This is a genomic window from Aeromonas sp. WP2-W18-CRE-05 (assembly GCF_014168615.1).
Classification (GTDB): Bacteria; Pseudomonadota; Gammaproteobacteria; order Enterobacterales; family Aeromonadaceae; genus Aeromonas; species Aeromonas caviae.
Genome location: NZ_AP021917.1, coordinates 1,531,110 through 1,556,732, shown reverse-complemented (window position 1 = coordinate 1,556,732; position 25,623 = coordinate 1,531,110). Strand labels below are relative to the sequence as shown.

Genomic DNA, 25,623 nt, shown 5'->3' with positions numbered 1-25,623 from the left:
CTCGCGACAGACCGTGAACAGATTCTGAGCCGATGGGCGAAGCGGACTTCGCCCATCCGGGTCGGGCTTATTTCTTGTCGTCTTTCACTTCTTCGAACTCGGCGTCGACCACGTCGTCGTCAGCCTTGGCAGAAGAGGAGGACTGACCGGCGTCAGCACCGGCGGCGCCTTGCGCCTGAGCCTGCTGCTGGGCAATCTCCATCAGCTTCTGGGACGCTTCCAGCAGCGCTTGCTGCTTGGCTTCGATGGCAGCCTTGTCGTCACCCTTGATGGCGGATTCCAGCTCGCTCAGGGCAGTCTCGATCTTGGTCTTCTCGTCGGCAGGCAGAGCTTCACCGGCTTCGGTGACCTGCTTGCGCACGGAGTGGACCAGACCGTCAGCCTGGTTGCGGGCCTGCACCAGCTCTTCGAACTTCTTGTCCTCGGCCGCGTTGGCTTCGGCTTCGCGTACCATGCGTTCGATCTCGTCATCAGACAGACCGGAAGAGGCCTGGATGGTGATCTTCTGCTCCTTGTTGGTCTCCTTGTCTTTGGCGGAGACGTGCAGGATGCCGTTGGCGTCGATGTCGAAGGTCACTTCGATCTGCGGCAGACCGCGCGGTGCCGGGCGGATGCCTTCCAGGTTGAACTGGCCCAGGGACTTGTTGTCGCTTGCGCGCTTGCGCTCACCCTGCAGCACGTGAATGGTCACGGCAGACTGGTTGTCTTCGGCGGTGGAGAACACCTGGGACTTCTTGGTCGGAATGGTGGTGTTCTTCTCGATGAGCGCGGTCATCACGCTGCCCATGGTCTCGATCCCCAGGGAGAGCGGAGTCACGTCCAGCAGCAGTACGTCGGTCTTGTCACCGGACAGTACGGCACCCTGGATGGCAGCACCCATGGCCACGGCTTCGTCCGGGTTGACGTCTTTGCGCGGCTCTTTGCCGAAGAAGTCGGCCACGGTCTTCTGAACCAGCGGCATACGGGTCTGACCGCCCACCAGGATGACGTCGTCGATCTCGCCAACCGCCAGACCGGAGTCTTTCAGGGCGACACGAACCGGCTCCAGGGAGTCTTTCACCATGTCTTCCACCAGGGATTCCAGCTTGGCGCGGGTCACCTTGATGTTCATGTGCTTCGGACCGGTGGCATCTGCTGTGATGTACGGCAGGTTCACGTCGGTCTGCTGGGCAGAAGAGAGCTCGATCTTGGCTTTTTCGGCGGCGTCTTTCAGACGCTGCAGAGCCAGCTGGTCATTGCGCAGATCGATGCCCTGCTCGCGCTTGAACTCGTCAACCAGGTAGTTGATGACGCGGTTGTCGAAGTCTTCACCACCCAGGTGGGTGTTACCGTTGGTCGCCAGTACTTCGAAGGTGGTTTCCCCTTCGACTTCGTCGATCTCGATGATGGAGATATCGAAGGTACCGCCCCCTAAGTCATATACAGCAACCTTGCGCTCACCCTTGACCTTGTTGACGCCGTAGGCAAACGCAGCCGCAGTCGGCTCGTTGATGATGCGCTTGACGTCCAGACCGGCGATGCGACCGGCATCCTTGGTGGCCTGACGCTGGGCGTCGTTGAAGTAGGCCGGTACGGTGATGACGGCTTCGGTCACCGGCTCGCCCAGGTAGTCCTCGGCGGTCTTCTTCATCTTTTTCAGCACTTCGGCAGAGATCTGCGGCGGTGCCATTTTCTTGCCTTTCACTTCAACCCAGGCGTCACCGTTGTCGGCCTTGGCGATGGCGTAAGGCATGATTTTCAGGTCACGTTGTACTTCGTCATCTTCGAAACGACGGCCGATCAGACGCTTGATGGCGAACAGCGTGTTCTTCGGGTTGGTGATGGCTTGGCGCTTGGCCGGCTGACCAACCAGGATTTCGCCGTCATCGGCATAGGCAATGATGGACGGAGTAGTACGGTCGCCTTCCGCGTTCTCGATCACGCGAGCATGGTCGCCATCCAGAATAGCGACGCAGGAGTTGGTAGTACCCAGGTCAATACCGATGATTTTACCCATTTGACGAATCTCCAAATACTTTGAATAAACTGGCGAGGGGCTCGCCTTGATACGTTAACGGCTAGGTGGGGCCTGCCACTGTGGCTTTCAAGCTCCCGGCATCAAATTTTTTGTGCCGCCGTGGCCTTGCAACCTATATGGGGTCTCAAGTCGGCGCTTCAAGTCCGGCCCTGAAAAAACCTGCATACAGGCCACTTGACAGCCAAATGACGCCAGACACGTCTTTTGGCGCCACATCCAACAAAAAGCCCGCCAAGCGGCGGGCTTGGTGAGAACAGCGTGATCAGTCAGCGGACTTGGAGACCATCACCATGGCCGGGCGGATGACGCGGCCGTTGAGCTCGTAGCCCTTCTGCATCACGGCGATCACTGTGTTCGGCGCCACATCGGCACTGGGCACCATGCTCATGGCCTGGTGGGCATTGGGGTCGAACGGCTGGTTGGTCGGGTCCAGCGCCACCAGGCCGAACTTGGCCACGCCGCTCTGCATGGATTTCAGGGTCAGTTCGACCCCTTCAATCATCGGCTTGAGGGTGTCGTTCTCCTTGTCCGCCAGCTCGATGGCGCGCTCCAGGTTGTCCAGCACCGGCAAGAGCTCTGCGGCGAACTTCTCCAGTGCAAACTTGTGGGCTTTCTCCACGTCCTGAGCGGCACGGCGACGCAGGTTCTCCATCTCGGCGACGGCGCGAATGGCGCGCTCCCGCTCTTCCAGGGAGGCCTGCTGGGCCGCCTCCAGCTGGGCCTCCAGCTCGGCGATGCGGGCCTGCTCGGCTGTCACTTCACTGTCTACATCGGTCGGCTCGACTGGCTGGGCTTCCACTTGCTCCATCGCTTCAACCTTTTGTTCTTCGTGGCTCATGACATCTCCAATATTCAGGGGTTGCGTGTGAGGGTGGCTGGCGTTCAGACAAGCGACACGCGCCAGCAGACCCTGTGTTGGCGCTATTATGGGGACACAGCCCCGGCTTTCAAGGGGAAAAGGGCAGATCAGGCACAATGGCGCCCATCCGCGTGCCAGGCAGCCCCTTTTCGGGGCCGATTGCACCAACTGCCACGGAGGCAGACAAATCCCCGGCAAAGCGCGGTATACTCCCCCCAAGACTCTCCCAGACCCGATAACCTATGGATTCTCCGTTCAAAACCGTTGCCCTCATCGGCAAGCCCCATCACGAGGGGGCCAACCAGACCCTGACCGGCCTGTATCAGTACCTGACCAGCCGCGGCTTTCGTGTGCTGCTGGAGAGCCGGGTGGCCCATACCCTGGGGCTGGTCGGGGAGAACGTGATGGATCTGGTGCAGCTCGGCGAGCAGGCGGATCTCGCCATCGTCGTCGGCGGTGACGGCAACATGCTGGGGGCCGCCCGGGTGCTGTCACGGTTCGATGTGGCGGTGATCGGGGTGAACCGGGGCAACCTCGGCTTCCTGACCGATCTCTCGCCCCAGGATTATCTGCTGCCCCTGGAGCAGGTGCTCTCGGGTCACTTCAAGAGCGAGCATCGCTTCCTGCTGGAGGCCGCCGTCTATCGCCACGGGGAGCGCAAGTCGAGCAACCTCGCGGTCAACGAGGCGGTGCTTCACCCGGGCAAGATCGCCCACATGATCGAGTTCGAGGTCTACATCGACGGCAGCTTCATGTACAGCCAGCGCTCGGACGGCATCATAGTGGCGACACCCACCGGCTCCACCGCCTACTCCCTGTCGGCAGGGGGCGCCATTCTCACCCCCAAACTCAACGCCATCACGCTGGTGCCCATGTTCCCGCACACCCTGAGCAGCCGCCCCATCGTGCTGGATGCGGACAGCGAAGTGCGGCTGCTGGTCTCGCCGGACAACCAGGACGACGCCATGCAAGTGAGCTGCGACGGCCAGGTCACCCTGGCGGTCCACCCGGGGGACGAGATCCTCATCAAAAAGAGCAGCCACAAGCTGCATCTGGTGCATCCGCTGGATTACAGCTACTTCCACGTGCTGCGCAACAAGCTCGGTTGGGGCAGCAAGCTCTTCTAGCCAGGCAACACCGGTGGCGAGGGTCTACCCCTCGCTGCTTTCGACCAGCCGAGGCAGTGCCGGCTCGAATGCCAGATGCACCCCGTTTCTCCCCGCTTCCTTCACCCGGTACATGGCAGCATCGGCTTTGGTCAGCATCAGTGCCAGGTCAGCCTCGGCACTGGCGCACACGACCCCCATGCTCACCGTAACCCCCTCGCACGGCAGGCAGGCCCCCTGCCGGGAGCCCGTCTCTATCTGGCGGCGGATCCGGTCACAGATGTCGCGGGCCATCTGGCCGCTCACGCCCCCCATGATGATGGCGAACTCCTCGCCACCGATGCGCCCCACCAGATCATCCTTGCGTACCTCGGCCACCAGCACCCCGGCCACATAGCGAATGACCTCATCCCCGCAGCCGTGACCAAACTGGTCGTTGACCCGCTTGAAGTGATCGATGTCCAGGACCACCACGCAGCGCGTCTGGCCAGGCGTAGCCCCCTCTCCCTGCCTGAAGAGACCGCGCCGATTGAGCACCCCGGTGAGGGGATCCCGCTCCGAGAGCGCCAGCAATGCCTCCTCCGTCTCCACATAGGCCACCAGAGGCAGCAGCAACACCGAGCCGATGGTCAGCACCATGTGCATGAAGAAGATGAGATCGAGCCAGCCTCCGTCTCCCATCCGCCCTTCAGCTCCCAGCAAGAGCAGCCCCCCCTGACTCAGCAGGATGGTGAAATGCAGCAGGTAAATGAGCGCCACCACATGGAGCACCCGCTTCTGTTGCCGGCCGAGAGAGACGATGAGGCAGGCGCACCACAGGTACAACATCGACTCCATCAGAGCCAGCACAATGCGCACGGGGGCGAGGCTGGACAGTCCCAGATAGAGCAGCAGCAACACCGCCACGCCTCCCCCCACGGCACGGGGATGCCATGCGCGCTCGTAAAGCGCACAAAAACCGGCGAGCAACAGCAGGATGCTCATGATCGAGACCAGGCCGCCGACCCGGATGCCCAGCGCCGGATACCCTCCCAATACCCCCAGACTGAGCAGCAGGATGGAGAGGGAGAAGAGAAAAGCGGAGAGGGACCAGTACAGAAAGTTGCCTCGACCCGGCTTCAGGGAGTGGATGAACAACATGATCAGCCCCGACATCAGGTTGATTGCCAGGGAGATCAGCAGCAGGGTTGGGGTATGGATCATCTTGACGCATCCTTGCGAAGAGGTCTGTACACAGCCCAGGCTCAACCAGGACTGTTTCGAGTGTGTCTCAGCCAGCCACTCACCACAAGAGAGCCCCTCAAGGTGGCTTCTCGCATCGCCTCAGCCCATGCCAGGTACGCAGGTTGATTTTGCAGGCCATCTGATCGGCGTCACACTCATGCCGCGGCCTTGACATCCTTGCCCTCCCCCTGTTTCGCAAAAATCCTCCCTGCCCACTTTACTGTATATAAGACCAGTATATACTGGATGCATACACAGTAATGTTGACCCATACAGGATGAGACCATGCTGACCCAGCTGACCGTCAACAACTTCGCCATCGTCAAGTTTCTCGAGCTCGATCTGCAACCGGGGATGACCTGCATTACCGGGGAGACCGGGGCGGGCAAATCCATCGCCATCGATGCTCTGGGGCTGTGCCTGGGGGAGCGCGCCGAAGCCAGCATGGTGCGCCCGGGCAGCGACAAGACCGAGGTGAGTGCCCGCTTCCTGCTGGAGGGTAATCCTGCCGCCCGGGCCTGGCTCGCCACCAACGAGCTTGAAAATGACGGTGAGTGCATCGTCCGGCGGGTACTGTCCGCCGAGGGGCGCTCTCGTAGCTATATCAACGGGGTTCCCGTCCCCCTCGCCCAGCTCAGGAACCTGGGTCAACTGCTGGTCAATGTCCACGGTCAGCACGCTCACCAGATGCTGCTCAAACCCGATTACCAGCTCGCCCTGCTGGACGGCTACGCCGGTCATCATCTGCTCCTCGACGATGTGCGCCGCCACTACCAGCAGTGGCGCCAGTTGCAAAACGAGCTCAACCGGCTCAAGGCCGAGCAGCAGCAGCGGGAAGCCCGCCGTCAACTCATCGAATACCAGGTGCAGGAGCTGGACGAATTTGCCCTTCAGCCGGGAGAGTTTGAAGAGATTGAAGAGGAGCATCAGCGGCTCGCCAATGGCACCGAGCTGATGCAGGAGTGCGGGTATTGCCTCGATCTGCTCTATGACAATGAAGAGACCACCATCGCCGGTCTGCTGCAGACGGCCGTGGACAGGGCCGAGACCCTGGTCGGCATGGACAGCCGGCTTGGCAACGTGCTCGGCATGCTCAACGAAGCCCTGATCGGCGTACAGGAGAGCCACAGCGAGCTGCGCAGCTATCTCGACCGGCTGGAACTGGATCCAGAGCGCTTCAACGAGCTGGAGAGCCGCCTCTCCAAGGCCATCAACCTGGCACGCAAGCACCATGTCAAACCGGCGGAGCTGGCCCTGCACCATCAGGAGCTGGCCGCCGATCTGGCCCGCCTCAACTCCGACGAGGAACGCCTCGAGGGGATGGAGGACGAGCTGGCCTCGGCCCGCCAGGCCTTCGTGCAGGCCGCCGAGGCCCTGAGCCAGAGCCGCCAGCGCTATGCCGAGGAGCTGGGCGCGAAGGTAAGCGCCAGCATGCACGAACTGGCGATGCCAGATGGCCGCTTCGCCATCGAGGTGCGACCCGATGCCCAGAGCAGCCTCTCGCCCCTTGGCATCGATCGGGTGGAGTTCATGGTCACCACCAACCCGGGTCAGCCCATCCAACCCCTTGGCAAGGTGGCTTCCGGCGGCGAGCTGTCGCGTATCAGCCTCGCCATCGTGGTGATCAGTGCACGCAAGATCTCCACCCCGACCCTTATCTTCGACGAAGTGGATGTGGGGATCAGCGGCCCGACCGCCGCCGTGGTGGGCCGCCTGTTGCGCCAGCTCGGCGAATCCACCCAGGTGATGGTGGTCACCCACCTGCCCCAGGTGGCAGGCAAGGGTCACCAGCACATGGTGGTGAGCAAACACACCGACGGCAAGACAACGGAAACCCAGATGCAGGCGCTCACCCCGGGCGCCCGGCTCAACGAACTGGCCCGCCTGTTGGGGGGCGATCAGATCACCGACAACACCCTGGCCAATGCCCGTGAGTTGCTCGCAAGCTGACCACGGGGCGGGAGGGATGCCCTCCCGTCCATGTCGGCCCTTTCAGATTGACCGTGCCATCATCGCGCTGGCCAGTTGAAACCTCTTGCCGACGGCGCCGGCCTGGTTGGCCGATGCCGTGAGCCGCAAGCAAGAACGAGGGGCTGCCCTGGCTAATCCGCGGCACGTGTCTTGATGCTCAGTCTGAACCTGCCAGCCTGGTCATCACCCAGTCGGGTTTCCATCGCCATGGTCAGGACGCCACTCATCTTCGTTGCACTCATTCACATTTCGAACGGACACATCCCTTCATTTTCCATTCAACTCAGTCTGTTATGATGATGTAAACGGACTCGGTACCTTCAGTTGCCATCGACAGAAGGTGACGCTTGATGCAAACACACCGGGTTCGTTTGAGCTGACATTTCGCGGGAAGGGAGGATGGGAGCGCGCTTCCGCTGTCTGACCCGCACCTGCCAAGGAGAACTGCTTATGAGCCCGACCAATATTGTGCTGTTGCTGGAAGGCAAGGATTACGAGCAGGAGACACTGGCCAAGGCGAGCCGTCTGGCACAAGGGCTGGGCGCCAACCTGACCTTGTTGCACCTGACCCACAGCAGCAAGACCCGTCGCAATAGTCTGTCCCTGTCACAAGAGGAGCGCAGCCCCCAGGGCACCCTGGATGCCAAGGCGATCATCAGTGAACTCATCACCCAGCTGTCTCACCCAGTGGATTACCAGTGCCTGGTGGTGGATGACGTGGTGCCGGATCTCCAGCGCTGGCTGACCGCTCACCCCGCCGACCTCTTGCTGGTCGGCAGCCGTCATCACTGGATGGAGGGCTCGCTGGCCCGCCTGCTCCTCTACAAACTGCCCCTCGATATCCAGATCTGCCACGAGCCTCACGCCGCCTTGCTCAAAGCCGTCGGTTGACACCACAAGACCCGCTCCCTGAACGGGTCTTCTTGTTTCTGACGCCCCGCCGTCACCCTCCCCCAGCTTGACCTCCTCCACTGCGTCACCGCCAGAACCACACGATTTCTTACACATTGCTCGCTTCTTTTTGAGGGCCATTTGCTGCACGATATGGCCCTTGCACGCCTTCGCTCGTTTCGTTCAGGTGATAAATGAAAGCTCTTCGAAAACCCGGCAAGCTCGCCCTGCTCGCCCTTGTGCTGATCCCTCTCGTCACCTGGCTGGCCTGGCCAGGCAACACACCGGACCCGGTACTGACCGCAACGGTTACCCGACAGGATGTGGAGCAGACGGTGCTCGCCAGTGGCGTACTGCAGGCCATCGAGCAGGTGGATGTGGGGGCTCAGGTCTCGGGTCAGGTCACCTATCTCGCGGTGGAAGCGGGTCAACAGGTCAAACAAGGAGAGCTGCTGGCGGAGATCGATCCCCTGATCGCCCAGAACAACCTCAAGACCGCCGAAGCTGAGCTGGCCAGCCGCCGCGCCCAGCTCAAGATCAAGCAGGCACAGCTCAAACAGAACGAGCTTGCCTGGCGCCGCCAGCAGCAGATGTTTCGGCAGGAAGCGAGCTCTCGTGCGGATCTGGAGAGCGCCGAAGCCCAGCTTGCCGTCACCCGGGCCGAGCTGCAAAGCGCCCAGGCCGACATCGACAACGCCATCATCAAGGTGGAGCGCGCCAAGACGGAGCTCGGCTACAACCGCATTCAGGCCCCCATGGATGGTACCGTCGTCTCCATCGTCACCCGGCAGGGGCAGACCCTGGCCGCCAGCCAGACGGTACCGACCCTGCTCAAGCTCGCCAATCTCGACACCATGACGGTCAAGGCCCAGATCTCCGAAGCGGACGTCACCCGGGTCAAGGCGGGCATGCCGGTCTATTTCACCCTGATAGGGGATCCGGATACTCGCTACCACGGTACCCTTCGCACGGTCGAGCTGGCCCCCACCAACATCAATGAGCAGACGGCCAGCACCACGGCCACCAGCAATGCGGCCATCTACTACTATGCCCTGTTCGATGTGCCCAACCCCGGCCATCAGCTGCGGGTCGCCATGACGACCCAGGTCACCATCGTGCTCGGCGAGCGCAAGCAGGTACTGGCCATTCCCCAGACCGCCCTCGGCAAGAAGACTGGCGACAACGAGTACGAGGTCCGCCTGCTCAAGGCGGGGGACCAGAGAGAGATCCGCCGCATCAAGACCGGCATGAAGGATGACATCAAGATTGAGGTGGTGAGCGGCCTGACCGAGCAGGAGAAGGTGATCCTGGAGCAGGGCAAGCCGGCCCTGCACGATGAAGGGGAGATGGAGCCGTGAGCGAGCCCCTGATCCGTCTCAAGGGCATCGAGCGGCGCTACCAGAGCGGAGAGCACGAAGTGACCGTGCTGCACCCGCTGGATCTCGCCATCGATGCCGGGGAGATGGTGGCCATCGTCGGCGCCTCCGGCTCCGGCAAATCGACCCTGATGAACCTGCTGGGCTGCCTCGATCGCCCGAGCGGCGGCCAGTATCTGTTTCGCGGCCAGGATACCGCGACCCTGGATGCCCTCTCCCTGGCACGGCTGCGCTGCCACCACTTCGGCTTCATCTTCCAGCGCTATCACCTGCTGCCCCATCTGGATGCGGCCGCCAACGTGGAGATCCCCGCCATCTATGCCGGCACCGCCCGCCTTGATCGCCAGGCCCGTGCCCGCTCCTTGCTGACCCGCCTGGGACTGCAGGATCGCAGCCACCACAGACCCGGCCAGCTCTCCGGCGGTCAGCAGCAGCGGGTCAGTATTGCCCGGGCGCTCGCCAACGGCGGCGAGGTGATCCTGGCGGACGAACCCACCGGCGCTCTCGACAGCCAGAGCGGCAAGGAGGTGATGGCAATCCTCAAGGAGCTGCACGCCCAGGGCCACACCATCATTCTGGTGACCCACGACATGGCGGTGGCAAGCCATGCGGATCGCATCATCACCCTGCGTGACGGGCGGGTAGTGGAGGACAGCGGCCATCGGGCGACCGATGACAACGCAGCCTCACCCTCCCTATCCGGGACGCCGGCCCACCCGCAGCCAGGTGACGGCAGCCAGCTTGCCCCTCCCCCTGTCGGGCAAGATGCACAGAGCACAGGCGCCGCCGTCCGCACCGCAAGCCGGGGCTGGGATCGCTACCGGGAGGCGGGGCGCATGGCCCTGCACGCCATGCTGGCCCATCGCATGCGCACCTTCCTCACCATGCTCGGCATCATCATCGGCATCGCCGCCGTGGTCAGCGTGGTGGCGCTGGGTCAGGGGGCGCGCGCCAAGGTGATCGACGACATCAACGCCATGGGCACCAACACCATCGACATCTTCCCCGGCAAGGACTGGGGAGACGAGAAGGCCGCCAGCATCCAGACCCTGAACGAGCGGGATCTCGACGCGCTGCTCGGCCAGCCCTATCTGGAGGGGGCCAGCCCCCAGATAGCGACGTCGGGCCAGCTTCGCTATCGCAACAAGACCAGCAGCGGCAGCGTGATCGGGGTCGGCAACGACTTTTTCCGGGTCAAGGGGATGACGCTCACCCAGGGGCGCTTGCTCGATGAGCGGGACATTCGAAACCGGACGGCAGTCGCCGTGGTGGATGGCAAGACCATAGAGAGCCTGCTCGGCAAGGTGGACCCGGTCGGCCAGGTGGTGCTGGTCGGCACCCTGCCGGTGCGCATCGTGGGGGTGGTCACCCAGGAGACCGGCTTTGGCCGCAGCAGCCAGTCGGTCAATGTCTGGCTCCCCTACAGCGCCGTCATGAGCCGTCTCCTTTCCCAGCAGCACTTCACCCAGATCACCATCCGGGTCAAAGACGGCGTCCAGCCCGCCCTGGCCGAGCAGGCGGCAGTCGCCCTGCTGACCCAGCGCCACGGCGTGAAGGACTTCTTCACCTTCAGCAGCGACAGCATCGTCAAATCGGTGGAGAAGACCACCGCCACCCTGACACTGCTGGTCTCCGCCATCGCGGTGATCTCCCTCATCGTCGGCGGCGTCGGAGTGATGAACATCATGCTGGTCTCGGTGGTGGAGCGTACCCGGGAGATAGGGATCCGCATCGCCGTCGGCGCCCGCCAGTCCGACATACTGCAACAGTTCCTCATCGAGGCGGTGATGGTCAGCCTGCTGGGGGGGCTGCTCGGTATCGGCCTCGCCCTGCTCATCGGCGCTCTCTTCTCCCTGCTCGTGGAAAGCTTCCAGATGCGCTTCTCGCTCTTCTCCATCCTGATGGCCTTCGGGTGCTCCTCCCTCATCGGGATCCTGTTTGGTTACCTGCCCGCCCGCAATGCGGCCAGGCTCGATCCGGTGGAGGCACTGGCGAGGGAATGACGATGCACAACCTATCAAGGCTCGGGCTAAGCCTGATGCTCACCGCCAGCCTCGGTGCCTGCAGCCAGCAGAGCACCTATCACAGACCCGATCTCGACGTGGCGCCAGCATGGCAGCAGGAGAGCCGGGATCTCACCGCGCAGCAGGCTGGCCCCTGGTGGCAGGGATTCCAGGATCCCGCACTCGATCGCCTGGTCGAGGCGGTGCTGGCCGCCAACCCGGACATGCGGGTGGCCGGGCTCAAGCTCAAGAATGCCCTGCTCGGCGCCGATCTGGCTGACACCAACCTCACCCCCTCGGTCAGCGCCAATCTCGGGGCCAGCGGCACCAAGAACATGAAAGATGGCAGCGCCAGCAGCAACCTGGGCCCTTCCCTCAACCTCAGCTACGAAGTGGATCTCTGGGGCAGACTGGCCGCGGCAAGGGATCAGGCGAGCTGGGAGGCACAGGCCAGCGAACAGGATCTGGCCGCCACCCGATTGCTGCTCATCGGCAAGACCCTGGAGCAATACTGGCAGCTGGCCTACCTCGGCTCGGCCATTACCCTGGGCACCCAGCAACTGGCCAATCTGGAGCGCATTGAGCGCCTGACCCGCGCCAAATACGAGGCGGGCGCCGTGACCCGACTCGATCTGGTACAGGCCAGCCAGCAGAAGGCAGGCAAGCAGGCGGAGCTCGCCACCCTCACCCAGCAGCGGGCACAGGCGGGCAATGCTCTTCGCCTGCTGCTGGGCCGCAGCAGCGGGCCGCTCGCTGACGCTCCCGACGCCCTGATCATGGGCCCGATCCCGTCCGTGGCGGCCGGCATCCCCACCGATTTGCTGGCCCGGCGGCCCGATGTGCGCGCCGCCGAACTCAGGCTGCGCAAGACCCTCGCGAGGGGAGACGAGATCCGCACCGGCTTTTATCCCACCCTGAGCCTGACCGGCGGTGCCAGCACCACCTCGGATACCCTGACCCAGGTGCTGCAAAATCCAGTCGGCACCCTGGGCGCCACGCTGGCGCTCCCTTTCCTCGAGTACAACAAGACCCGGCTCTCCATTGCCAGCGCCGACATCGACTACCAGATTGCCGAAACCGAGTTTCGCAAGCAGCTCTATACCGCGCTGCTGGAAGTGGAGGATGGCCTGGCCGCCCGTCAGCAAGGGGATCAGCGGCTGCGCTATCTGGAGCAGCAGAGGGCCTATGCCCGGGAGGCCGAAAGGCTGGCAGGCGCCCGTTTCCTGGCCGGAGCCACCGGGGTGCAACCCTGGCTGGATGAGCAGAACCGCCTGTGGGATGCCGAGCTCGCTCTGCTGGCACAGCAGCAGGCCCAGCTCAACAACATGGCAGGCATCTATCGGGCACTGGGGGGAAGCGATCGAACCTGATCCAGGCAGAGAGTGTGGGATCGCGATGGACGTCCCGAGGAGGTCAATCGCGACCCATTCTGCCCACAAACTAATTGATAATAGTTTTCATTTAATCAAGAATGGGCGCCATCATCAGCCAGGAGTATGCCCATGTCTCAACCCGCCCCGGCCAATCGCCCCCGCCTGCTCACCGTCAAGCATGTTCAGGATGTGAGCCCGCACCTGCGCCGAATCTGCCTGACCAGCCCCGAGCTTGTGGACTACCCCTTCAGCTGTGGCGGTGCTCATGTCAAGATCATGCTGCCCCGACCGGATCAGCGCGAGATAGTGTTGCCCACCCCCACCGACAAGGGGCCTCGCTGGCTCGATCCCGCCCAGAAACCCGTCATTCGCACCTTCACCATACGTGCGTTTCGCCGGGAGGCGCTGGAGCTCGACATCGACTTCGCCCTGCACGGCGAGGCCGGCCCCGCCAGTCGTTTCGCCCTGCACGCCAAACCGGGTGACAGGCTCGCCATCTCGGGCCCGGGCGGCCCCGACCCCATGCTGCAAACGGCCGAGCACTATTACATGGCGGGGGATCTCACCGCCCTGCCCGCCATCAGCGCCATGGTGGAGGTGATGCCGGCCCATGCCCTCGGCCATATCGCCCTGCTGGTCCCCCATCAGGACGACGTGCAGGATCTGTCGCTGCCGGCCGGCGTCGACCTGCGCTGGTTCGTGGGCAATCCGGAACAGGCCGCGACCCTGGTGGCGTATTTCACCGCCCAGGCCATGGTCGCCGAGGGGAGCTATTTCTGGTTTGGCGGGGAAGAGAACCTGGTCGTGCCGCTACGCCGCCACGTCAGACGCACCCTGGATGCCGAGCGCCAGCGGGTCTACGCAGTCCCCTACTGGCGCAGCGGCAAGGATGAAGACGCCTACCACCAGGACAGGCACGCCGTGATGGACAGCTGACCCCCTCTTTATCTTGTGACTGGCGGGCTTCTTCCCTCGGGGAGCGGCCTGCTTTTGCTGCGGTTCCCCCGCCATCGTTCTCTCTCCCCCCATCTTCGCCTGGCGATTTCATTGCACTTGCATTTGAGACAAACACCAAGATAATGACAATCATTCTCAACAACTGCGATGAGCCGTGAATCTGTCTGCTCCCAACAGGATGCCGCATACGGGTTCCCCATCGCACACATGCACAGCAAGGTAACTCCAGATGGCAGTTTTGAATTCGGTCATGCGCGCCTTCGCCATAGAGGCGCTACCCACCCCTGCCGAGCTGCTGGCGCAGCACCCCTGTCCGGCCGACATGGCCCGGCACATCGACAACCAGCGCCATCAGGCACGCCGGATCCTGGCAGGTGAAGACGATCGCCTCCTGGTCGTGATTGGCCCCTGCTCCATCCATGATCCCGTCGCGGCCCTGGACTATGCCGGGCGGCTGGCACGACTCGCCACCGCCTATGAAGACAGCCTTCAGATAGTCATGCGCGCCTATTTTGAAAAGCCGCGCACCACGGTGGGCTGGAAGGGGCTGGTCTTCGATCCGCACCTGGACGGCAGCAACGACATCAATCGGGGATTGCATCTGGCACGCCAGGTGCTGCTCGACATCAATGGGCTGGGGCTCGCCACCGCCACCGAATTCCTCGACACCACCAGCTTTCTCTATCTCGCCGATCTCGTCAGCTGGGGCGCCATCGGGGCACGCACCACGGAGTCTCAGGTCCACCGGCAATTGGCCTCCGCACTGCCCTGCCCCGTGGGATTCAAGAACGGTACGGACGGCAATATCCGGGTCGCCATCGATGCCATCCAGGCCAGTACCGCCTCCCATCTCTTCACCGCCCCCGGCAGCCAGGGCGGCATGGTGGTGATCAAGAGCGAAGGCAATCCCGACGGCCATATCATTCTGCGTGGCGGCATCCTACCCAACTACCACCAGAGCGATGTGGCGGAGGCAGCAGACCGCCTCACCCGTCAGGGACTCCCCCCTCGCCTGATGGTGGATTGCAGCCATGGCAACAGCCAGAAGCTGCACACGAACCAGCTGAAGGTCGCCAAAGAGCTCTGTCGCCAGCTGAGCGAAGGGAGCCAAGCCGTCGCCGCCGTCATGGTCGAGAGCTTCTTGCTGGGAGGAAACCAGAAACCGGCTCCTCTGGGTGAGCTGCAATACGGTCTGTCAGTGACCGATGCCTGCCTCTGCTGGGAAGAGAGTGAACACCTGCTTGCCATGCTGGCAGAGGCGGTCCAGGCCCGTCGCCGCACCCGGAGAAAATACACACACGCCGTTCAGTCTGAACTCGGACAACCCGTCATCTAGCATTCGGTTTATTTGTTTGCCACCAATCCGTGTCTGCCTCATCCGCACGTTGTCCGGCATCGTGCGGATATATCGCAGAAGAGCGGTGTCAAACAGACCATAAATAGAGGGGATAAATTAATAGGCGGTGGGCGTCATGCATCAGCATGAAAAAGAGACGGGCCGCTCAGGCGTACAGATGAGTATCCACCGCCGCTATTTCATTCTGTCACAGCAGGTATCCATGTTCGTTTCTCACAAGGGACGAAGAAACACGGGCTGTATGAGTCCTAAGTGCGTATAAGTGGCGAGGTGGCGTGGAAGATGATGCGCCACCTTTATTGGGCACATGATGGTTATGGCTATTCCAGACGAGGCTCTCCAATTAACCGGAGTAACCTGCGCAATTGGGTTTTACTGCGACATCATCTGAACTCTGAAAATAATAATGCCGCCCTGCAGGCGGCATTATCGAGAATCGGATCCGGCGATCAGATCAGGAAATCGTTCAGATCCTTGCCCAGCGCAACTTGCTCGGCGATGGCCTTGGGCATACGACCCTGACCGGTCCAGGTCTTCTCCTGACCGTCTTCCTGATACTTGTATTTCGCAGGACGGGGAGCACGCTTGCTCTTGGTGGTGCCCGCCGCAGCCGGAGCCGCCACGCTGCCGATCAGCTCACGGGGATCGATACCAGCCTGTTGCAGCATTTCGGTGAATTCATTCAGTTTGCGCTGACGCTCTTCCTGTTCGGCGCGTTCCTGTTCAACGGACTCGGCACGCTCGTTATATACCAGGTCAAACTTTTCTTTCGCTTCTTGCAGTTGCTCAAACGGCAGTTCACGAATGGCAGCGCGCAAGCTGCGAATGTTCAGCAGAACCTTCAGAAACTCGTTCATTACTTCCTCACAGAATTATTTTTGTATGTCACAGGGATAACACGATTTGAGAATAGCATGCCCATTGGATAACAACATAATGTTTTTATACCATCCGGCAAAGCGCTGACACCATATGGACATTATTCACCGTGGTTAATTCCCTGCCTGATACTTATTGGGAATACTCTCACAGACTTTATTTTCTATTTTCCCCGGTTAATCTCTGGTTCACCTCATCCGTTGCTCACGCTGTTATCTCTTACCCGCGTCGCTCTGCGCCAGGTCATTTAGCAGCAGTGCCGGCCCTTATTGTACAAATAGTGCGCTCATGGCCATGACCTTCGCAGACAATAAACCAAGTCCCGTGTCAGGATGCCCCTTGCGCCTGATCCTGTATCCAGCGGATGAATGCCTGGATCTTGGGACACTGGCGATGAGGGAGGGTCGCCAGGTAATAACGCGGCTCGCAGCGCACCGCCATATCCGGGAAGGGCATCACCAGCGCTCCGCTCGCCAGCGCCTGGCTTGCCAGTTGCCTGCGCCCCATGGCGACACCGGCGTGGTGGGTGGCGGCAAGGATCGCCAGATCCGCCCGATCAAATCCCATGTGCGACGCGCAAGCCTCCAGGGAGAGATGCCAGTGACTCCCCCAGGTGCGCCACTCGTCGCTGTCGGTGTCCTGGCCCCAGGCCTGCCTGTCATGGAGCAGGCGGCACTGCTGCAGATTCCCCACCTCCCCCATCAGACCGTGGTCGCTGGCGTATTGCGGGCTGCACACCGGCACCATGTATTCATCCATCAGGGGGTGGATGGCCAGGCCCGTTGGGGTTCTGGCATCGAAGTTGAGGGTCAGATCGATGCCGTAGCCGTGCAGGTTGATGTGCTCGTTGCCCGTCAGCAGGTTGAGCTCGATGTGAGGATGCCGGCGGGAAAAATCGGCGAGCCTTGGCACCAGCCAGCACTGGGCGATGGAGGGGCGCGAGTGCAGCGTCAGGGAGCCCGACAGCGCCTGCTCCCTGATCTCCAGCACCTCCTGATTGATGAACTCCAGGGAGGAGGTGAGGGCCCAGAAGATGCGCTGCCCCTCCGTGGTCAAGGCCACCTTGCGGTGAAAGCGCTGGAACAGCAAAAAACCGAGCGCCTCTTCCAAGGCCGAGATGCGGTGGCTCACCGCGCTTGGGCTCAAGGAGAGCTCGTCGGCTGCGAGCGCAAAGGAGCCGTGGCGGGCCGCCGCCTCGAAGGTGTGGAGCCTGGCGAGCTGATGGCTGCTGAGCAGCTTGCTCCTCACCCCCGGGTGCTCATCACGTTGCATGGTTGGGCCTCCCTCTCTTTTATCTGGCAGATGATACCAGAAGGGCGAGGTTTGCATTCACCAGGAAGACTCAAGTCACCCGTATTCGAAGGTACAGCAGGGCAGATGACCATTTGCATCAACTGGGCTCATCCAAGCGACGCATTTTATCATTTGTCACGGCAACGCTGGTGCCATTCAATGGGATGATTCCGTCACCACCCCGAGAGGCTTTCATGACACACACCGACATTGCCGGGCTCATCGCCCGCTTCCCCCTGCTCGAACCGCTGATCGCCCTCACCCCTGTGACCTGGTTCAATCCGGGGGCCACCTCCCTCGCGGAAGGATTGCCCCATGTGGGGCTCACCCGGCACGATGTGGCCGCCGCCTCCGCCCGGCTCGCCCGCTTCGCCCCCTACCTGTGCGAGGCCTTCCCCGAAACCCGCGCCAGCCACGGCATCATCGAGTCCGGGATCGCCGCCATCCCGACCCTGCAGGGGACCCTCAATGGGCGCTACGGCGTCAAACTCACCGGCAGGTTGCTGCTCAAACAAGACAGCCATCTGCCCATCTCCGGCTCCATCAAGGCGCGCGGCGGCATCCACGAGGTGCTGGCCCATGCCGAACATCTGGCCATCCAGGCTGGGCTGCTGCGCGAGACGGATGACTATCGCACGCTGTTCTCGGACGAGTTCCGCCACTTCTTCAGCCAGTACAGCATCGCGGTGGGGTCGACCGGCAACCTCGGCCTCTCCATCGGCATCATGAGCGCCCGCCTCGGCTTTCGCGTCACCGTCCATATGTCCGCCGATGCGCGGGAGTGGAAGAAGAAAAAGTTGCGCGAACATGGCGCCATCGTCGTGGAATATGCCGACGATTACGGGGTGGCGGTGGAGCTGGGGCGCAAGGAGGCCGAACGCAATCCCGCCTGCTTCTTCATCGATGACGAGCACTCTCGCACCCTGTTCCTCGGCTATGCGGTGGCGGGCGAGCGGGTGAAAAAGCAGTTCGACGAGATGGGCATCAGGGTGGACGCCGACCATCCGCTCTTCGTCTACCTGCCTTGCGGCGTCGGTGGTGGCCCGGGCGGGGTGGCCTTTGGTCTCAAGCTGGCGTTCGGGGACAACGTGCACTGCTTCTTCGCCGAGCCCACCCACTCCCCCTGCATGCTGCTCGGGGTCCACACCGGGTTGCACGATGCCATTGCGGTGCAAGACCTTGGCATCGACAACCTCACCGCCGCCGACGGCCTCGCGGTGGGACGCGCCTCCGGTTTTGTCGGTCGCGCCATGGAACGCCTGCTTGCGGGCTTCTACACCCTGAGGGATCAGGAGATGTACGACCTGCTGGGGCTCCTGGCCCGGGATGAAGAGATCCGGCTCGAGCCCTCGGCACTGGCGGGCATGGCAGGCCCCTGGCGAGTGGCCGCCAACCTTGAGTGGCAGAGTGGGCAGGGATTGGATGCTGCCAAGATGGCCGGGGCCACCCACCTGGTGTGGGCCACCGGCGGCGGCATGGTGCCCGCCGAGGAGATGGAAAAATACCTGGCCTGCGCCCGGATCTGATCTTTTTTTCGCCCCCATGACCCGCCGACCTGGCGGGTTTTTCTGCTGCGAGATCAGCAAGATGGCGCCTCAGCCCTCGCCACCATGACACAGACGGCCAGACTGCTGGACAGCCTGATTTGTCATCCAGCCCCACTGACTGGTTATTTTGTGATACGATAGAGACCGTTTTTTGACATCTGCGCCCCGTTGTCCCCTTTTTCCGGTGAGATAACCACCGGTTCCGGCGACCAACACCTGCCGGGCGCAGCACAACATGTGCCCAGTTCGAATCGCTCCTGCGCGACCTTGACGCCAGGAGCACTCCCCTCTGGGCACCTTAGATAAGGAGATCGGGCGATGAAACAATATCAAAGCTGGTTGGGACAATATCTGATGAGCCGCCGTGACGGAGACCACGCCATGGCATCCGAGCTCGCCAACTCCATCTGCGAATTCTGGCAGGCCCGTGGAGATGAGGCCGAGACCAGCAAATGGCAGCAGATCTACGAGCAGCACGTGGAAAAAACCACCTGACGACCTGCTCTCCTCCATAAAAAAACCGGCGCTCATGGCGCCGGTTTTGCATTTCAACGACCCGGATCACATCTGGTCGATCATGTCCTGGGCGAACTGGGAGCAGGAACGCAGGGTGGCTCCTTCCATCAGACGCTCGAAGTCATAGGTGACGGTCTTGTTGGCGATGGCCGCTTCCATCCCCTTGACGATGAGGTCAGCCGCCTCGGTCCAGCCCAAGTGGCGCAGCATCATCTCGGCAGAGAGGATGAGGGAGCCCGGGTTGACCTTGTCCTGGCCAGCGTATTTCGGCGCGGTGCCGTGGGTGGCTTCGAACAGGGCAACGCCATCGCCGATGTTGGCGCCCGGCGCGATGCCGATGCCGCCGACCTGGGCCGCCAGCGCGTCGGAGATGTAGTCACCGTTGAGGTTCATACAGGCAATGACGTCATACTCGGCCGGACGCAGCAGGATCTGTTGCAGGAAGGCATCGGCGATGACGTCCTTGACGACGATGGTCTTGCCGGTCTTCGGGTTCTTGAAGGAGCACCAGGGGCCGCCGTCGATGAGCTGGGCATCGTACTCTTTCTGGGCCAGGGCATAGCCCCAATCCTTGAAGGCACCCTCGGTGAACTTCATGATGTTGCCCTTGTGCACCAGGGTCACGGAGTCGCGATCGTTGTCGATGGCGTACTCGATGGCGGCACGGACCAGACGCTCGGTACCGGCCTTGGACATGGGCTTGATGCCGATGCCGCAGGACTCGGGGAAGCGAATTTTCTTCACGCCCATCTCGTTTTGCAGGAAAGCGATCACCTTCTTGGCTTCATCGCTGTCTGCCTTCCACTCGATGCCGGCGTAGATGTCTTCGGCGTTCTCGCGGAAGATCACCATGTCGGTCAGCTCGGGGTGCTTGACCGGGCTCGGGGTCCCTTCGTAGTAACGGACCGGGCGCAGGCAGACGTAGAGGTCCAGCTCCTGGCGCAGGGCCACGTTGAGGGAGCGAATACCACCGCCGACCGGGGTGGTCAGCGGGCCCTTAATGGCCACGCAGTATTCACGAATGAAATCCAGGGTTTCGGCCGGCAGCCAGGCACCTTCGCCATAGACATGAGTCGATTTCTCGCCGGTATAGATCTCCATCCAGGCGATCTTGCGCTCGCCTTTGTAGGCTTTCTCGACCGCAGCATTCACCACATTCAACATGGCCGGGGTCACGTCCACACCGATACCATCCCCTTCGATAAACGGAATGATGGGATTGTGGGGAACCTGCAGCTTGCCGCTGGCATCGACTGTGATTTTCTGGCCCTGGGTCGGGATAACTACTTTGCTTTCCATCGGCATCTCCTAACTTCCGTTTGTTATCAATCTGATCGTTGCGCGCGGCCATCTTAAGCCCATCCATTTGCATAATCAAATAGCGGGCGTGCATGTCAGACCATAGTCGGGGAGTGGATCACAGTGCGCCTGAGGATCCCCTACTCCCTCGCTGCCCTCTGGTCCTGACGAGGCGCAGGCCCCGTCCATCCGGGCCTCTTCCTCTAGTGATGACAGCGTCTTCCTGCCCTCGCCGCCCCGAAGGCGCCATTCCCCCAAATCTCGTTCGCCTTTACATCGTCGTAACCCCTTTGGCGAGGCAAGGCGCGCCGGGGGACAGGCTGCCGGATCCGGACTAGGCTCTTTGCCAGTGATCGGGGCGCCCGGGGCGTGGCCGGTCATGAAGAGAGCACGACAACAAGGAGAACACCATGTTTATCGTCACCAACCGGATGGTCAACGAGCAGGGCAAGACCCCCAGCGAGATCTTTGGCGAAAAACCCGCAGAGGGCCCCAACGAACTGCGCCTCGCCGAGGCCCGGCGTCAGGGCAAACAGTGGCAGCTGGACCTGCTGCCGGATCAGATCACCGCCGAGATGGCCGCCAGCGTCGGCCTTGACCCCGACCTCCCCCACCCGGCCAGCGCCTATGTGGCGCGCAAGCTGCTGGAGCGCTGCGCCGGGACCGGCAGCACGGCCAAGCAGAAGCTCAAGACCGGCAAACACCTGCTGCTGTTCGTACACGGCTTCAACAACGATCTTGACGATGTGCTGGAACGGGCCGCGGGGCTCGAGGCCCGGTACGGCGTCGAGGTGCTCTGCTTCAGCTGGCCCGCCAATGGCGGCGGCGCCCGGGGCGTGCTGAGCTACAAGAGCGACAAGCGCGATGCCCTGGCCTCGGCCGGTGCCCTTGACCGGGTGCTGGAGAAGATGAAGGGGCTGCTCGACGAGTTCAACGGCCAGTATGTGACGCAGCTGGAAGAGAAGGCCCAGAAGAAGTTCGCCGACAACGGCGAGGCCTGGGATCGCTACTTCGCCAAGGAGGTGAACAAGCGCTGCCCCTTCACCATCAACCTGCTGCTGCACAGCATGGGCAACTACCTGTTCAAACACCTGCTGGGCAGCACGACCTACCACGCCAACCAGCTGCTGTTCGACAACATCATCATGGCCGCCGCCGACACCAACAACGAGCTTCACGCCCAGTGGGTCGACCGCATCCAGTGTCGCAACCGCCTCTACATCACCATCAATGAGCGCGATGGTGCCCTGATGGCATCGCGCATGAAGATGGGGGAGCAGCAAAAGGCGAGGCTCGGCCACTACACCCGGCGGCTGGACGCCAGAACGGCCACCTATGTGGACGTGACCAATCAGCCCCATGTGGGGGACTCTCACGCCTACTTCGAAGGGGATGCCCTCGCCAACGAGAAGGTGCTGCGCTTCTTCCACACCGTCTTCAACGGCGGCACCGGCGAGAGCGCGGAGCTGTTCGATGCGGCCCAGAACCTCTATCGCCTCTAGCCACTGCGCAAAAAAACCACCGCCCCAAACAGGGCGGTGGTTTTTCATTATGCGCTCACTTGGTGGCCACAAGGCCGCCAGGGGCTAGTGTTCTGCCGCTTCCGGCTGGGGCGCTTCGCTGCGCTCCCGTTGCAGTTCATCGACCCTGGCCTGCCATCTGTCCTGGGCCTGTTTTTGCCCCTGGGACTCGAATTCCTGGCGCATGATGTCGATTTTTTGGTCAAGTTTTTCCATCAGGATGTCTCCTTACATCTCGGGTTACACACTGGCTGACGGCACTGTTTGGCCAACCTGCTCACCCGATTGGACACCAGGTTTTCCCCAATTGTCCAACAAAATAAACGATTGATTATGCAAAAACCAATCTAGAAAATGGGTTAAAGCTCCTTATGAAACCCCATCATCCACCCTGAAAACGCCTGATAAAATCACTGTTTTTGCCATTGATATCAATACCTTGATATTTATAACTTGCTCAATGACTCCCTTGAGATCGGCATGACGAGGATATGCACATTTTTTTTCACAAAAACTCCCCGCTCTCCGAGTTTTGCAACCGGAAAGGCCCCCATGTCCATCCAAAAATGCGATGGGTTATGACGCAACCCATCTCTTTAATGGATAGATAATCCCCAACCCCGACCCTGCGGCTTGCCAGCCCGACCACCAGCAGGTTCGCTTGTTACCCATCCGGGCATATCCCGCCCCACTCCCGCCCCGATAAAATGGGGCCGCACCGCGCCTGCTGAGCGGGTTGTTGCCGCCCTCATCCCCTCTCGTCGGAGTCATGACATGGATCTCTTCTGGTGGTTTGCCCTGCCCGTCGCCGCAGGCACCTTCTATGGGTGCTATTTCTGGAACCAGCGCCATGCCCAGCCCGACTGGCTGCGCCTGCCTACCCGCGCCGACTACCTGCACCAGCATCCCGAATGCGCCATCGACGATGAACTGGGGGCGCGCTGCTGCGCCTGCGGCTCCGACAAGGTGCTGGGCCACCCCCAGACCGGCTGGCCTGATCATCGCTTTCGCCACACCTGCCTCGCCTGCGGCAAGGCGCTCTTTCGCACCGAAGAGCCCCCGATATAAGCATCCACATTCTCTCTTTTTGTATGGCGATGTATGGCGATGGCAGATGCTGACATCCGCGAAGCAACAAAGAGCACGCGCTCGGGACAGGGGGATGGCGCAGGCGTCCTGACAGGGAGAGCACCGACCAGGTCAGAATGGGTTGTCGTTTGTGACCCTCTTTCGTACTATTGCCCGCCACTGCGAACCCCCTTTCCCGGCCCGGGCGTCATGCACGGCGCGGGCCCACAAACGGATAGCGATCCCATGACATCTCTGACCCACTGCTCGGTGCTGGCGATGACGCTGGTTGCACTGCCCGCCCTCGCCTCCGGTGACGGTGACGGGTGCGGCTTCTGGCTCACCGACTGCCCTCTCCCCACCTATCCGCTCTATCTCAACGAGAACGACACCCGGGGCAACCTGCTGATGCTGCTGGGGGATGCCCAGCATCACCCCCTCCCCTTCACCCTGCCGGCGGATCCGCTGAACGAGCGCAGCCAGCCGCTGTTCTACCTCACCCGCCTCCCCCAGCCGGAGGAGGTGGAGGATCCGGCGCTGCGCGAGCAGCTCGGCAGCCGGCTGGCCGCCTACGACCCGTCCCTCCCCCCGCTGCTCGAGCAATACGCGGGCCACGACTCCCTCTACGGCCACGCCATCTCCAACTCCCTCTCCTCGGTCAGCGCGTTTCTGGACGCCCTCGAGCAGAGCGAGGTACCCGCCCCGGAGCGCACGTCCCTGCTGCGAAGCCGTCTGCTGATCCTGGGGCAGCAGGAGAGCCCCGCCCCCGCGACCGAAATGAGCAGTGCTGCCCTTGAGTGGCAGGGGTATCTGCAGGCCGCCCGACACTTCTACGAGAGCCGCTTCGAGGAGGCCCGCGCAGGCTTTGCCGCCTTGCAGCAGGCCAAGGCCCCCTGGGTGGCCGAGAGCGCGACCTACATGGTGATGCGCACGGAGATCAACCTCGCGATGAAGGAGGCGAAGGACGAATACGGCGATCAGGACGTGACCAGGAGCGACAAGGAGGCCCTTCGCCGCGCCATGGCCCAGGGCCAGGCCTATCTGGTGGCCTACCCGCAAGGGCGCTACGCCAGCTCGACCAGAGGACTGTTCAGACGCATCCAGTGGATGTCCGGTGATCTCGGCGCCCTGCGGGATGCCTATGACGAGGCCATGGCAACCCGCCAGCCCTTGCCGGCGCTGGAGGCCCTGGTCAACGAGATCGATCTCACCCTGCTCAGTGGCGATGCCTATCGCCATCAGGCGGCCTATCAGGACTCGGCCCAGCCGGCGCTGCTGTTCGTCAATGCCCTGCGGGGTCTCAGACCGACCTATGAGCGGCCGCGGGACTGGCAAGATGCCCAGCTGGACGACGCCATCGCGCACCTGCAAAAAACCGGTCACCAGGCGCAGGCGGCCTATCTCAAGGCCTACGCCCTCTTTTTGGACAAGCAGTTCGAGCAGGTGCTGGCCCTGCCCTCCCCCGGGCAGGAGGACGCCACCCTGGCATTCAGCCACCAGATGCTGCGCATCTGGGCCTGGCAGGGCATGAAGGCCTTCGACAAGGCCGAGCAGGCCCTGATGGCGCTGGTGGCCTCCCCCCTGGGTCAGGCCCAGCAGGCGTTCGTGGAGAACGTGCTGGCGGATCACTGGGTACGCACCGGCAACACGGCCGCCATCTTCCAGCCGGGCAGCCCCATCACCCAGCTGCGCATCCGCGCGGCCGTGCTCAAGCAGGAGGCCGAACCCGCCCTGTTGCGCCAGCAAGCCAGTCAGGGCCCGAGCGCGGCGGAGCGGCAGATTGCGCTCCATACCCTGCTGGTGCGGGATCTCATCGCCAGCGACCCGGCCACCTTCTTGCAGGATGTGGCCCTCATCCCCGCCGATTACAAGGAGGCGACCCCTCCCGCCGACGCGCCCTGGGAGCCCGTGCCCAACGGGGATGTGCGCCTCTCGGCGTTCCAGTGGCGCGGAGAGGGGACGCCCCAGGGCTACCACTGCCGGGATCTGGCCCAGACCCTTGGCACCCTGGTGCAGCGCCCCGACGATGGTCATGCCCTCAACTGCTTCGGGGAGTACCTGCGCAGCCGGAATCCCCATATCGACCTGTGGCAGGATCGCGAGATGATCTGGGGGCTGGCGCAAGACGAGCATCCCACGTTCCCGAGTCGCCTCGCCCTCTATCAGGCCGTGATGGCCAACCCCAAGGCGGAGCCCGAAGACAAGAGCTATGCCCTCTATCGCGCCATCCAGTGCTATGCCCCCTCCGGCTACAACAGCTGCGACAGCCAGGAGATCCCCAAACGCACCCGGCAGGCCTGGTTCAACACCCTCAAGCAGCGCTATGGCAACTCGGTGTGGGCCAGATCCCTCAAATACTACTGGTGA

The 25,623-nt window shown here is 62.4% G+C and carries 20 protein-coding genes; 13 read left to right on the top strand and 7 right to left on the bottom strand.

Going from position 1 to position 25,623, the window contains the following annotated elements; genetic code table 11:
- Nucleotides 1-67: 67 nt before the first annotated feature.
- Together dnaK and grpE are read right to left on the bottom strand one after the other, a co-directional pair.
- Nucleotides 68-1,996, bottom strand: a complete 1,929-nt coding sequence (gene dnaK / locus H7R73_RS07505) for a molecular chaperone DnaK (RefSeq protein ID WP_010673646.1) — start codon at nucleotides 1,994-1,996, stop codon at nucleotides 68-70.
- A gap of 283 nt (nucleotides 1,997-2,279) precedes the next feature.
- Nucleotides 2,280-2,855 (bottom strand): nucleotide exchange factor GrpE, encoded by a 576-nt coding sequence (grpE, locus tag H7R73_RS07500; protein WP_029314044.1) that lies wholly within the window; start codon nucleotides 2,853-2,855, stop codon nucleotides 2,280-2,282.
- Nucleotides 2,856-3,118: 263 nt separating this feature from the next.
- Here grpE and nadK point away from each other — a divergent pair, with 263 nt between their 5' ends.
- The gene (gene nadK / locus H7R73_RS07495) at nucleotides 3,119-4,003 is read left to right on the top strand and encodes an NAD(+) kinase (protein ID WP_103260483.1); all 885 of its coding nucleotides are present in this window, start codon (nucleotides 3,119-3,121) and stop codon (nucleotides 4,001-4,003) included.
- A gap of 24 nt (nucleotides 4,004-4,027) precedes the next feature.
- Here the strand turns inward: nadK and H7R73_RS07490 are convergent, their stop codons facing one another.
- Nucleotides 4,028-5,185 (bottom strand): GGDEF domain-containing protein, encoded by a 1,158-nt coding sequence (locus H7R73_RS07490; RefSeq protein WP_103260484.1) that lies wholly within the window; start codon nucleotides 5,183-5,185, stop codon nucleotides 4,028-4,030.
- A gap of 306 nt (nucleotides 5,186-5,491) precedes the next feature.
- Here H7R73_RS07490 and recN point away from each other — a divergent pair, with 306 nt between their 5' ends.
- The 7 genes from recN (at nucleotide 5,492) to H7R73_RS07455 (ending at nucleotide 15,113) form a co-directional block, all read left to right on the top strand.
- A complete protein-coding gene (recN, locus tag H7R73_RS07485) occupies nucleotides 5,492-7,156 on the top strand; it encodes a DNA repair protein RecN (RefSeq protein WP_042014248.1) in 1,665 nt (554 codons plus the stop codon).
- Nucleotides 7,157-7,627: 471 nt separating this feature from the next.
- The gene (locus H7R73_RS07480) at nucleotides 7,628-8,068 is read left to right on the top strand and encodes a universal stress protein (RefSeq protein WP_041213254.1); all 441 of its coding nucleotides are present in this window, start codon (nucleotides 7,628-7,630) and stop codon (nucleotides 8,066-8,068) included.
- A 194-nt stretch (nucleotides 8,069-8,262) separates the two neighbouring features.
- Entirely contained in the window at nucleotides 8,263-9,426 is a 1,164-nt protein-coding gene (locus H7R73_RS07475) for an efflux RND transporter periplasmic adaptor subunit (protein ID WP_103260485.1), read from the top strand.
- A complete protein-coding gene (locus H7R73_RS07470) occupies nucleotides 9,423-11,447 on the top strand; it encodes a MacB family efflux pump subunit (RefSeq protein WP_103260486.1) in 2,025 nt (674 codons plus the stop codon). Before H7R73_RS07475 ends, H7R73_RS07470 begins: the two co-directional genes overlap by 4 nt.
- Nucleotides 11,444-12,817 (top strand): efflux transporter outer membrane subunit, encoded by a 1,374-nt coding sequence (locus H7R73_RS07465; RefSeq protein ID WP_103260487.1) that lies wholly within the window; start codon nucleotides 11,444-11,446, stop codon nucleotides 12,815-12,817. The genes H7R73_RS07470 and H7R73_RS07465 overlap by 4 nt, the downstream gene beginning before the upstream one ends.
- Before the next feature lie 132 nt (nucleotides 12,818-12,949).
- Nucleotides 12,950-13,756 carry a siderophore-interacting protein gene (locus H7R73_RS07460; RefSeq protein ID WP_103260488.1) on the top strand — a complete coding sequence of 269 codons (807 nt, stop codon included), beginning with the start codon at nucleotides 12,950-12,952 and terminating at the stop codon, nucleotides 13,754-13,756.
- A 250-nt stretch (nucleotides 13,757-14,006) separates the two neighbouring features.
- Nucleotides 14,007-15,113 carry a 3-deoxy-7-phosphoheptulonate synthase gene (locus H7R73_RS07455; RefSeq protein ID WP_103260489.1) on the top strand — a complete coding sequence of 369 codons (1,107 nt, stop codon included), beginning with the start codon at nucleotides 14,007-14,009 and terminating at the stop codon, nucleotides 15,111-15,113.
- 470 nt (nucleotides 15,114-15,583) lie between these two features.
- On the opposite strand, the gene H7R73_RS07450 is transcribed toward H7R73_RS07455, so the two are convergent.
- Nucleotides 15,584-15,991 carry an H-NS family histone-like protein gene (locus H7R73_RS07450; RefSeq protein ID WP_010673634.1) on the bottom strand — a complete coding sequence of 136 codons (408 nt, stop codon included), beginning with the start codon at nucleotides 15,989-15,991 and terminating at the stop codon, nucleotides 15,584-15,586.
- A 349-nt stretch (nucleotides 15,992-16,340) separates the two neighbouring features.
- Complete coding sequence (gene dsdC, locus H7R73_RS07445; RefSeq protein ID WP_103260490.1) at nucleotides 16,341-17,285, bottom strand: DNA-binding transcriptional regulator DsdC; 945 nt, start codon at nucleotides 17,283-17,285, stop codon at nucleotides 16,341-16,343.
- Nucleotides 17,286-17,500: 215 nt separating this feature from the next.
- Between dsdC and H7R73_RS07440 the strand changes: the two genes are divergently transcribed.
- Both H7R73_RS07440 and H7R73_RS07435 read left to right on the top strand, forming a co-directional pair.
- Nucleotides 17,501-18,832 carry a D-serine ammonia-lyase gene (locus H7R73_RS07440; protein ID WP_103260491.1) on the top strand — a complete coding sequence of 444 codons (1,332 nt, stop codon included), beginning with the start codon at nucleotides 17,501-17,503 and terminating at the stop codon, nucleotides 18,830-18,832.
- Nucleotides 18,833-19,171: 339 nt separating this feature from the next.
- Nucleotides 19,172-19,348 carry a hypothetical protein gene (locus H7R73_RS07435; RefSeq protein ID WP_080944224.1) on the top strand — a complete coding sequence of 59 codons (177 nt, stop codon included), beginning with the start codon at nucleotides 19,172-19,174 and terminating at the stop codon, nucleotides 19,346-19,348.
- A gap of 66 nt (nucleotides 19,349-19,414) precedes the next feature.
- Here the strand turns inward: H7R73_RS07435 and icd are convergent, their stop codons facing one another.
- Entirely contained in the window at nucleotides 19,415-20,668 is a 1,254-nt protein-coding gene (icd, locus tag H7R73_RS07430) for an NADP-dependent isocitrate dehydrogenase (protein WP_010673630.1), read from the bottom strand.
- A 410-nt stretch (nucleotides 20,669-21,078) separates the two neighbouring features.
- Here icd and H7R73_RS07425 point away from each other — a divergent pair, with 410 nt between their 5' ends.
- Nucleotides 21,079-22,170, top strand: a complete 1,092-nt coding sequence (locus tag H7R73_RS07425; protein ID WP_039039248.1) for an alpha/beta hydrolase — start codon at nucleotides 21,079-21,081, stop codon at nucleotides 22,168-22,170.
- Between the two features lie 84 nt (nucleotides 22,171-22,254).
- Here the strand turns inward: H7R73_RS07425 and H7R73_RS07420 are convergent, their stop codons facing one another.
- Nucleotides 22,255-22,404, bottom strand: coding sequence for a hypothetical protein (locus H7R73_RS07420; RefSeq protein WP_182951594.1), 150 nt, complete (start codon nucleotides 22,402-22,404; stop codon nucleotides 22,255-22,257).
- 558 nt (nucleotides 22,405-22,962) lie between these two features.
- Here H7R73_RS07420 and H7R73_RS07415 point away from each other — a divergent pair.
- Nucleotides 22,963-23,256, top strand: a complete 294-nt coding sequence (locus H7R73_RS07415) for a hypothetical protein (protein WP_042879347.1) — start codon at nucleotides 22,963-22,965, stop codon at nucleotides 23,254-23,256.
- Between the two features lie 246 nt (nucleotides 23,257-23,502).
- Nucleotides 23,503-25,623: a hypothetical protein gene (locus tag H7R73_RS07410; protein ID WP_103260492.1), complete on the top strand. Its 2,121-nt coding sequence runs from the start codon at nucleotides 23,503-23,505 to the stop codon at nucleotides 25,621-25,623.

Excerpts from the sequence above, each read along its gene's own strand:
- dnaK (WP_010673646.1), bottom strand. The coding sequence starts at position 1,996 with ATGGGTAAAATCATCGGTATTGACCTGGGTACTACCAACTCCTGCGTC.
- grpE (WP_029314044.1), bottom strand. The coding sequence starts at position 2,855 with ATGAGCCACGAAGAACAAAAGGTTGAAGCGATGGAGCAAGTGGAAGCC.
- nadK (WP_103260483.1), top strand. The coding sequence starts at position 3,119 with ATGGATTCTCCGTTCAAAACCGTTGCCCTCATCGGCAAGCCCCATCAC.
- H7R73_RS07490 (WP_103260484.1), bottom strand. The coding sequence starts at position 5,185 with ATGATCCATACCCCAACCCTGCTGCTGATCTCCCTGGCAATCAACCTG.
- recN (WP_042014248.1), top strand. The coding sequence starts at position 5,492 with ATGCTGACCCAGCTGACCGTCAACAACTTCGCCATCGTCAAGTTTCTC.
- H7R73_RS07480 (WP_041213254.1), top strand. The coding sequence starts at position 7,628 with ATGAGCCCGACCAATATTGTGCTGTTGCTGGAAGGCAAGGATTACGAG.
- H7R73_RS07475 (WP_103260485.1), top strand. The coding sequence starts at position 8,263 with ATGAAAGCTCTTCGAAAACCCGGCAAGCTCGCCCTGCTCGCCCTTGTG.
- H7R73_RS07465 (WP_103260487.1), top strand. The coding sequence starts at position 11,444 with ATGACGATGCACAACCTATCAAGGCTCGGGCTAAGCCTGATGCTCACC.
- H7R73_RS07460 (WP_103260488.1), top strand. The coding sequence starts at position 12,950 with ATGTCTCAACCCGCCCCGGCCAATCGCCCCCGCCTGCTCACCGTCAAG.
- H7R73_RS07455 (WP_103260489.1), top strand. The coding sequence starts at position 14,007 with ATGGCAGTTTTGAATTCGGTCATGCGCGCCTTCGCCATAGAGGCGCTA.
- H7R73_RS07450 (WP_010673634.1), bottom strand. The coding sequence starts at position 15,991 with ATGAACGAGTTTCTGAAGGTTCTGCTGAACATTCGCAGCTTGCGCGCT.
- dsdC (WP_103260490.1), bottom strand. The coding sequence starts at position 17,285 with ATGCAACGTGATGAGCACCCGGGGGTGAGGAGCAAGCTGCTCAGCAGC.
- H7R73_RS07440 (WP_103260491.1), top strand. The coding sequence starts at position 17,501 with ATGACACACACCGACATTGCCGGGCTCATCGCCCGCTTCCCCCTGCTC.
- H7R73_RS07435 (WP_080944224.1), top strand. The coding sequence starts at position 19,172 with ATGAAACAATATCAAAGCTGGTTGGGACAATATCTGATGAGCCGCCGT.
- icd (WP_010673630.1), bottom strand. The coding sequence starts at position 20,668 with ATGGAAAGCAAAGTAGTTATCCCGACCCAGGGCCAGAAAATCACAGTC.
- H7R73_RS07425 (WP_039039248.1), top strand. The coding sequence starts at position 21,079 with ATGTTTATCGTCACCAACCGGATGGTCAACGAGCAGGGCAAGACCCCC.
- H7R73_RS07420 (WP_182951594.1), bottom strand. The coding sequence starts at position 22,404 with ATGGAAAAACTTGACCAAAAAATCGACATCATGCGCCAGGAATTCGAG.
- H7R73_RS07415 (WP_042879347.1), top strand. The coding sequence starts at position 22,963 with ATGGATCTCTTCTGGTGGTTTGCCCTGCCCGTCGCCGCAGGCACCTTC.
- H7R73_RS07410 (WP_103260492.1), top strand. The coding sequence starts at position 23,503 with ATGACATCTCTGACCCACTGCTCGGTGCTGGCGATGACGCTGGTTGCA.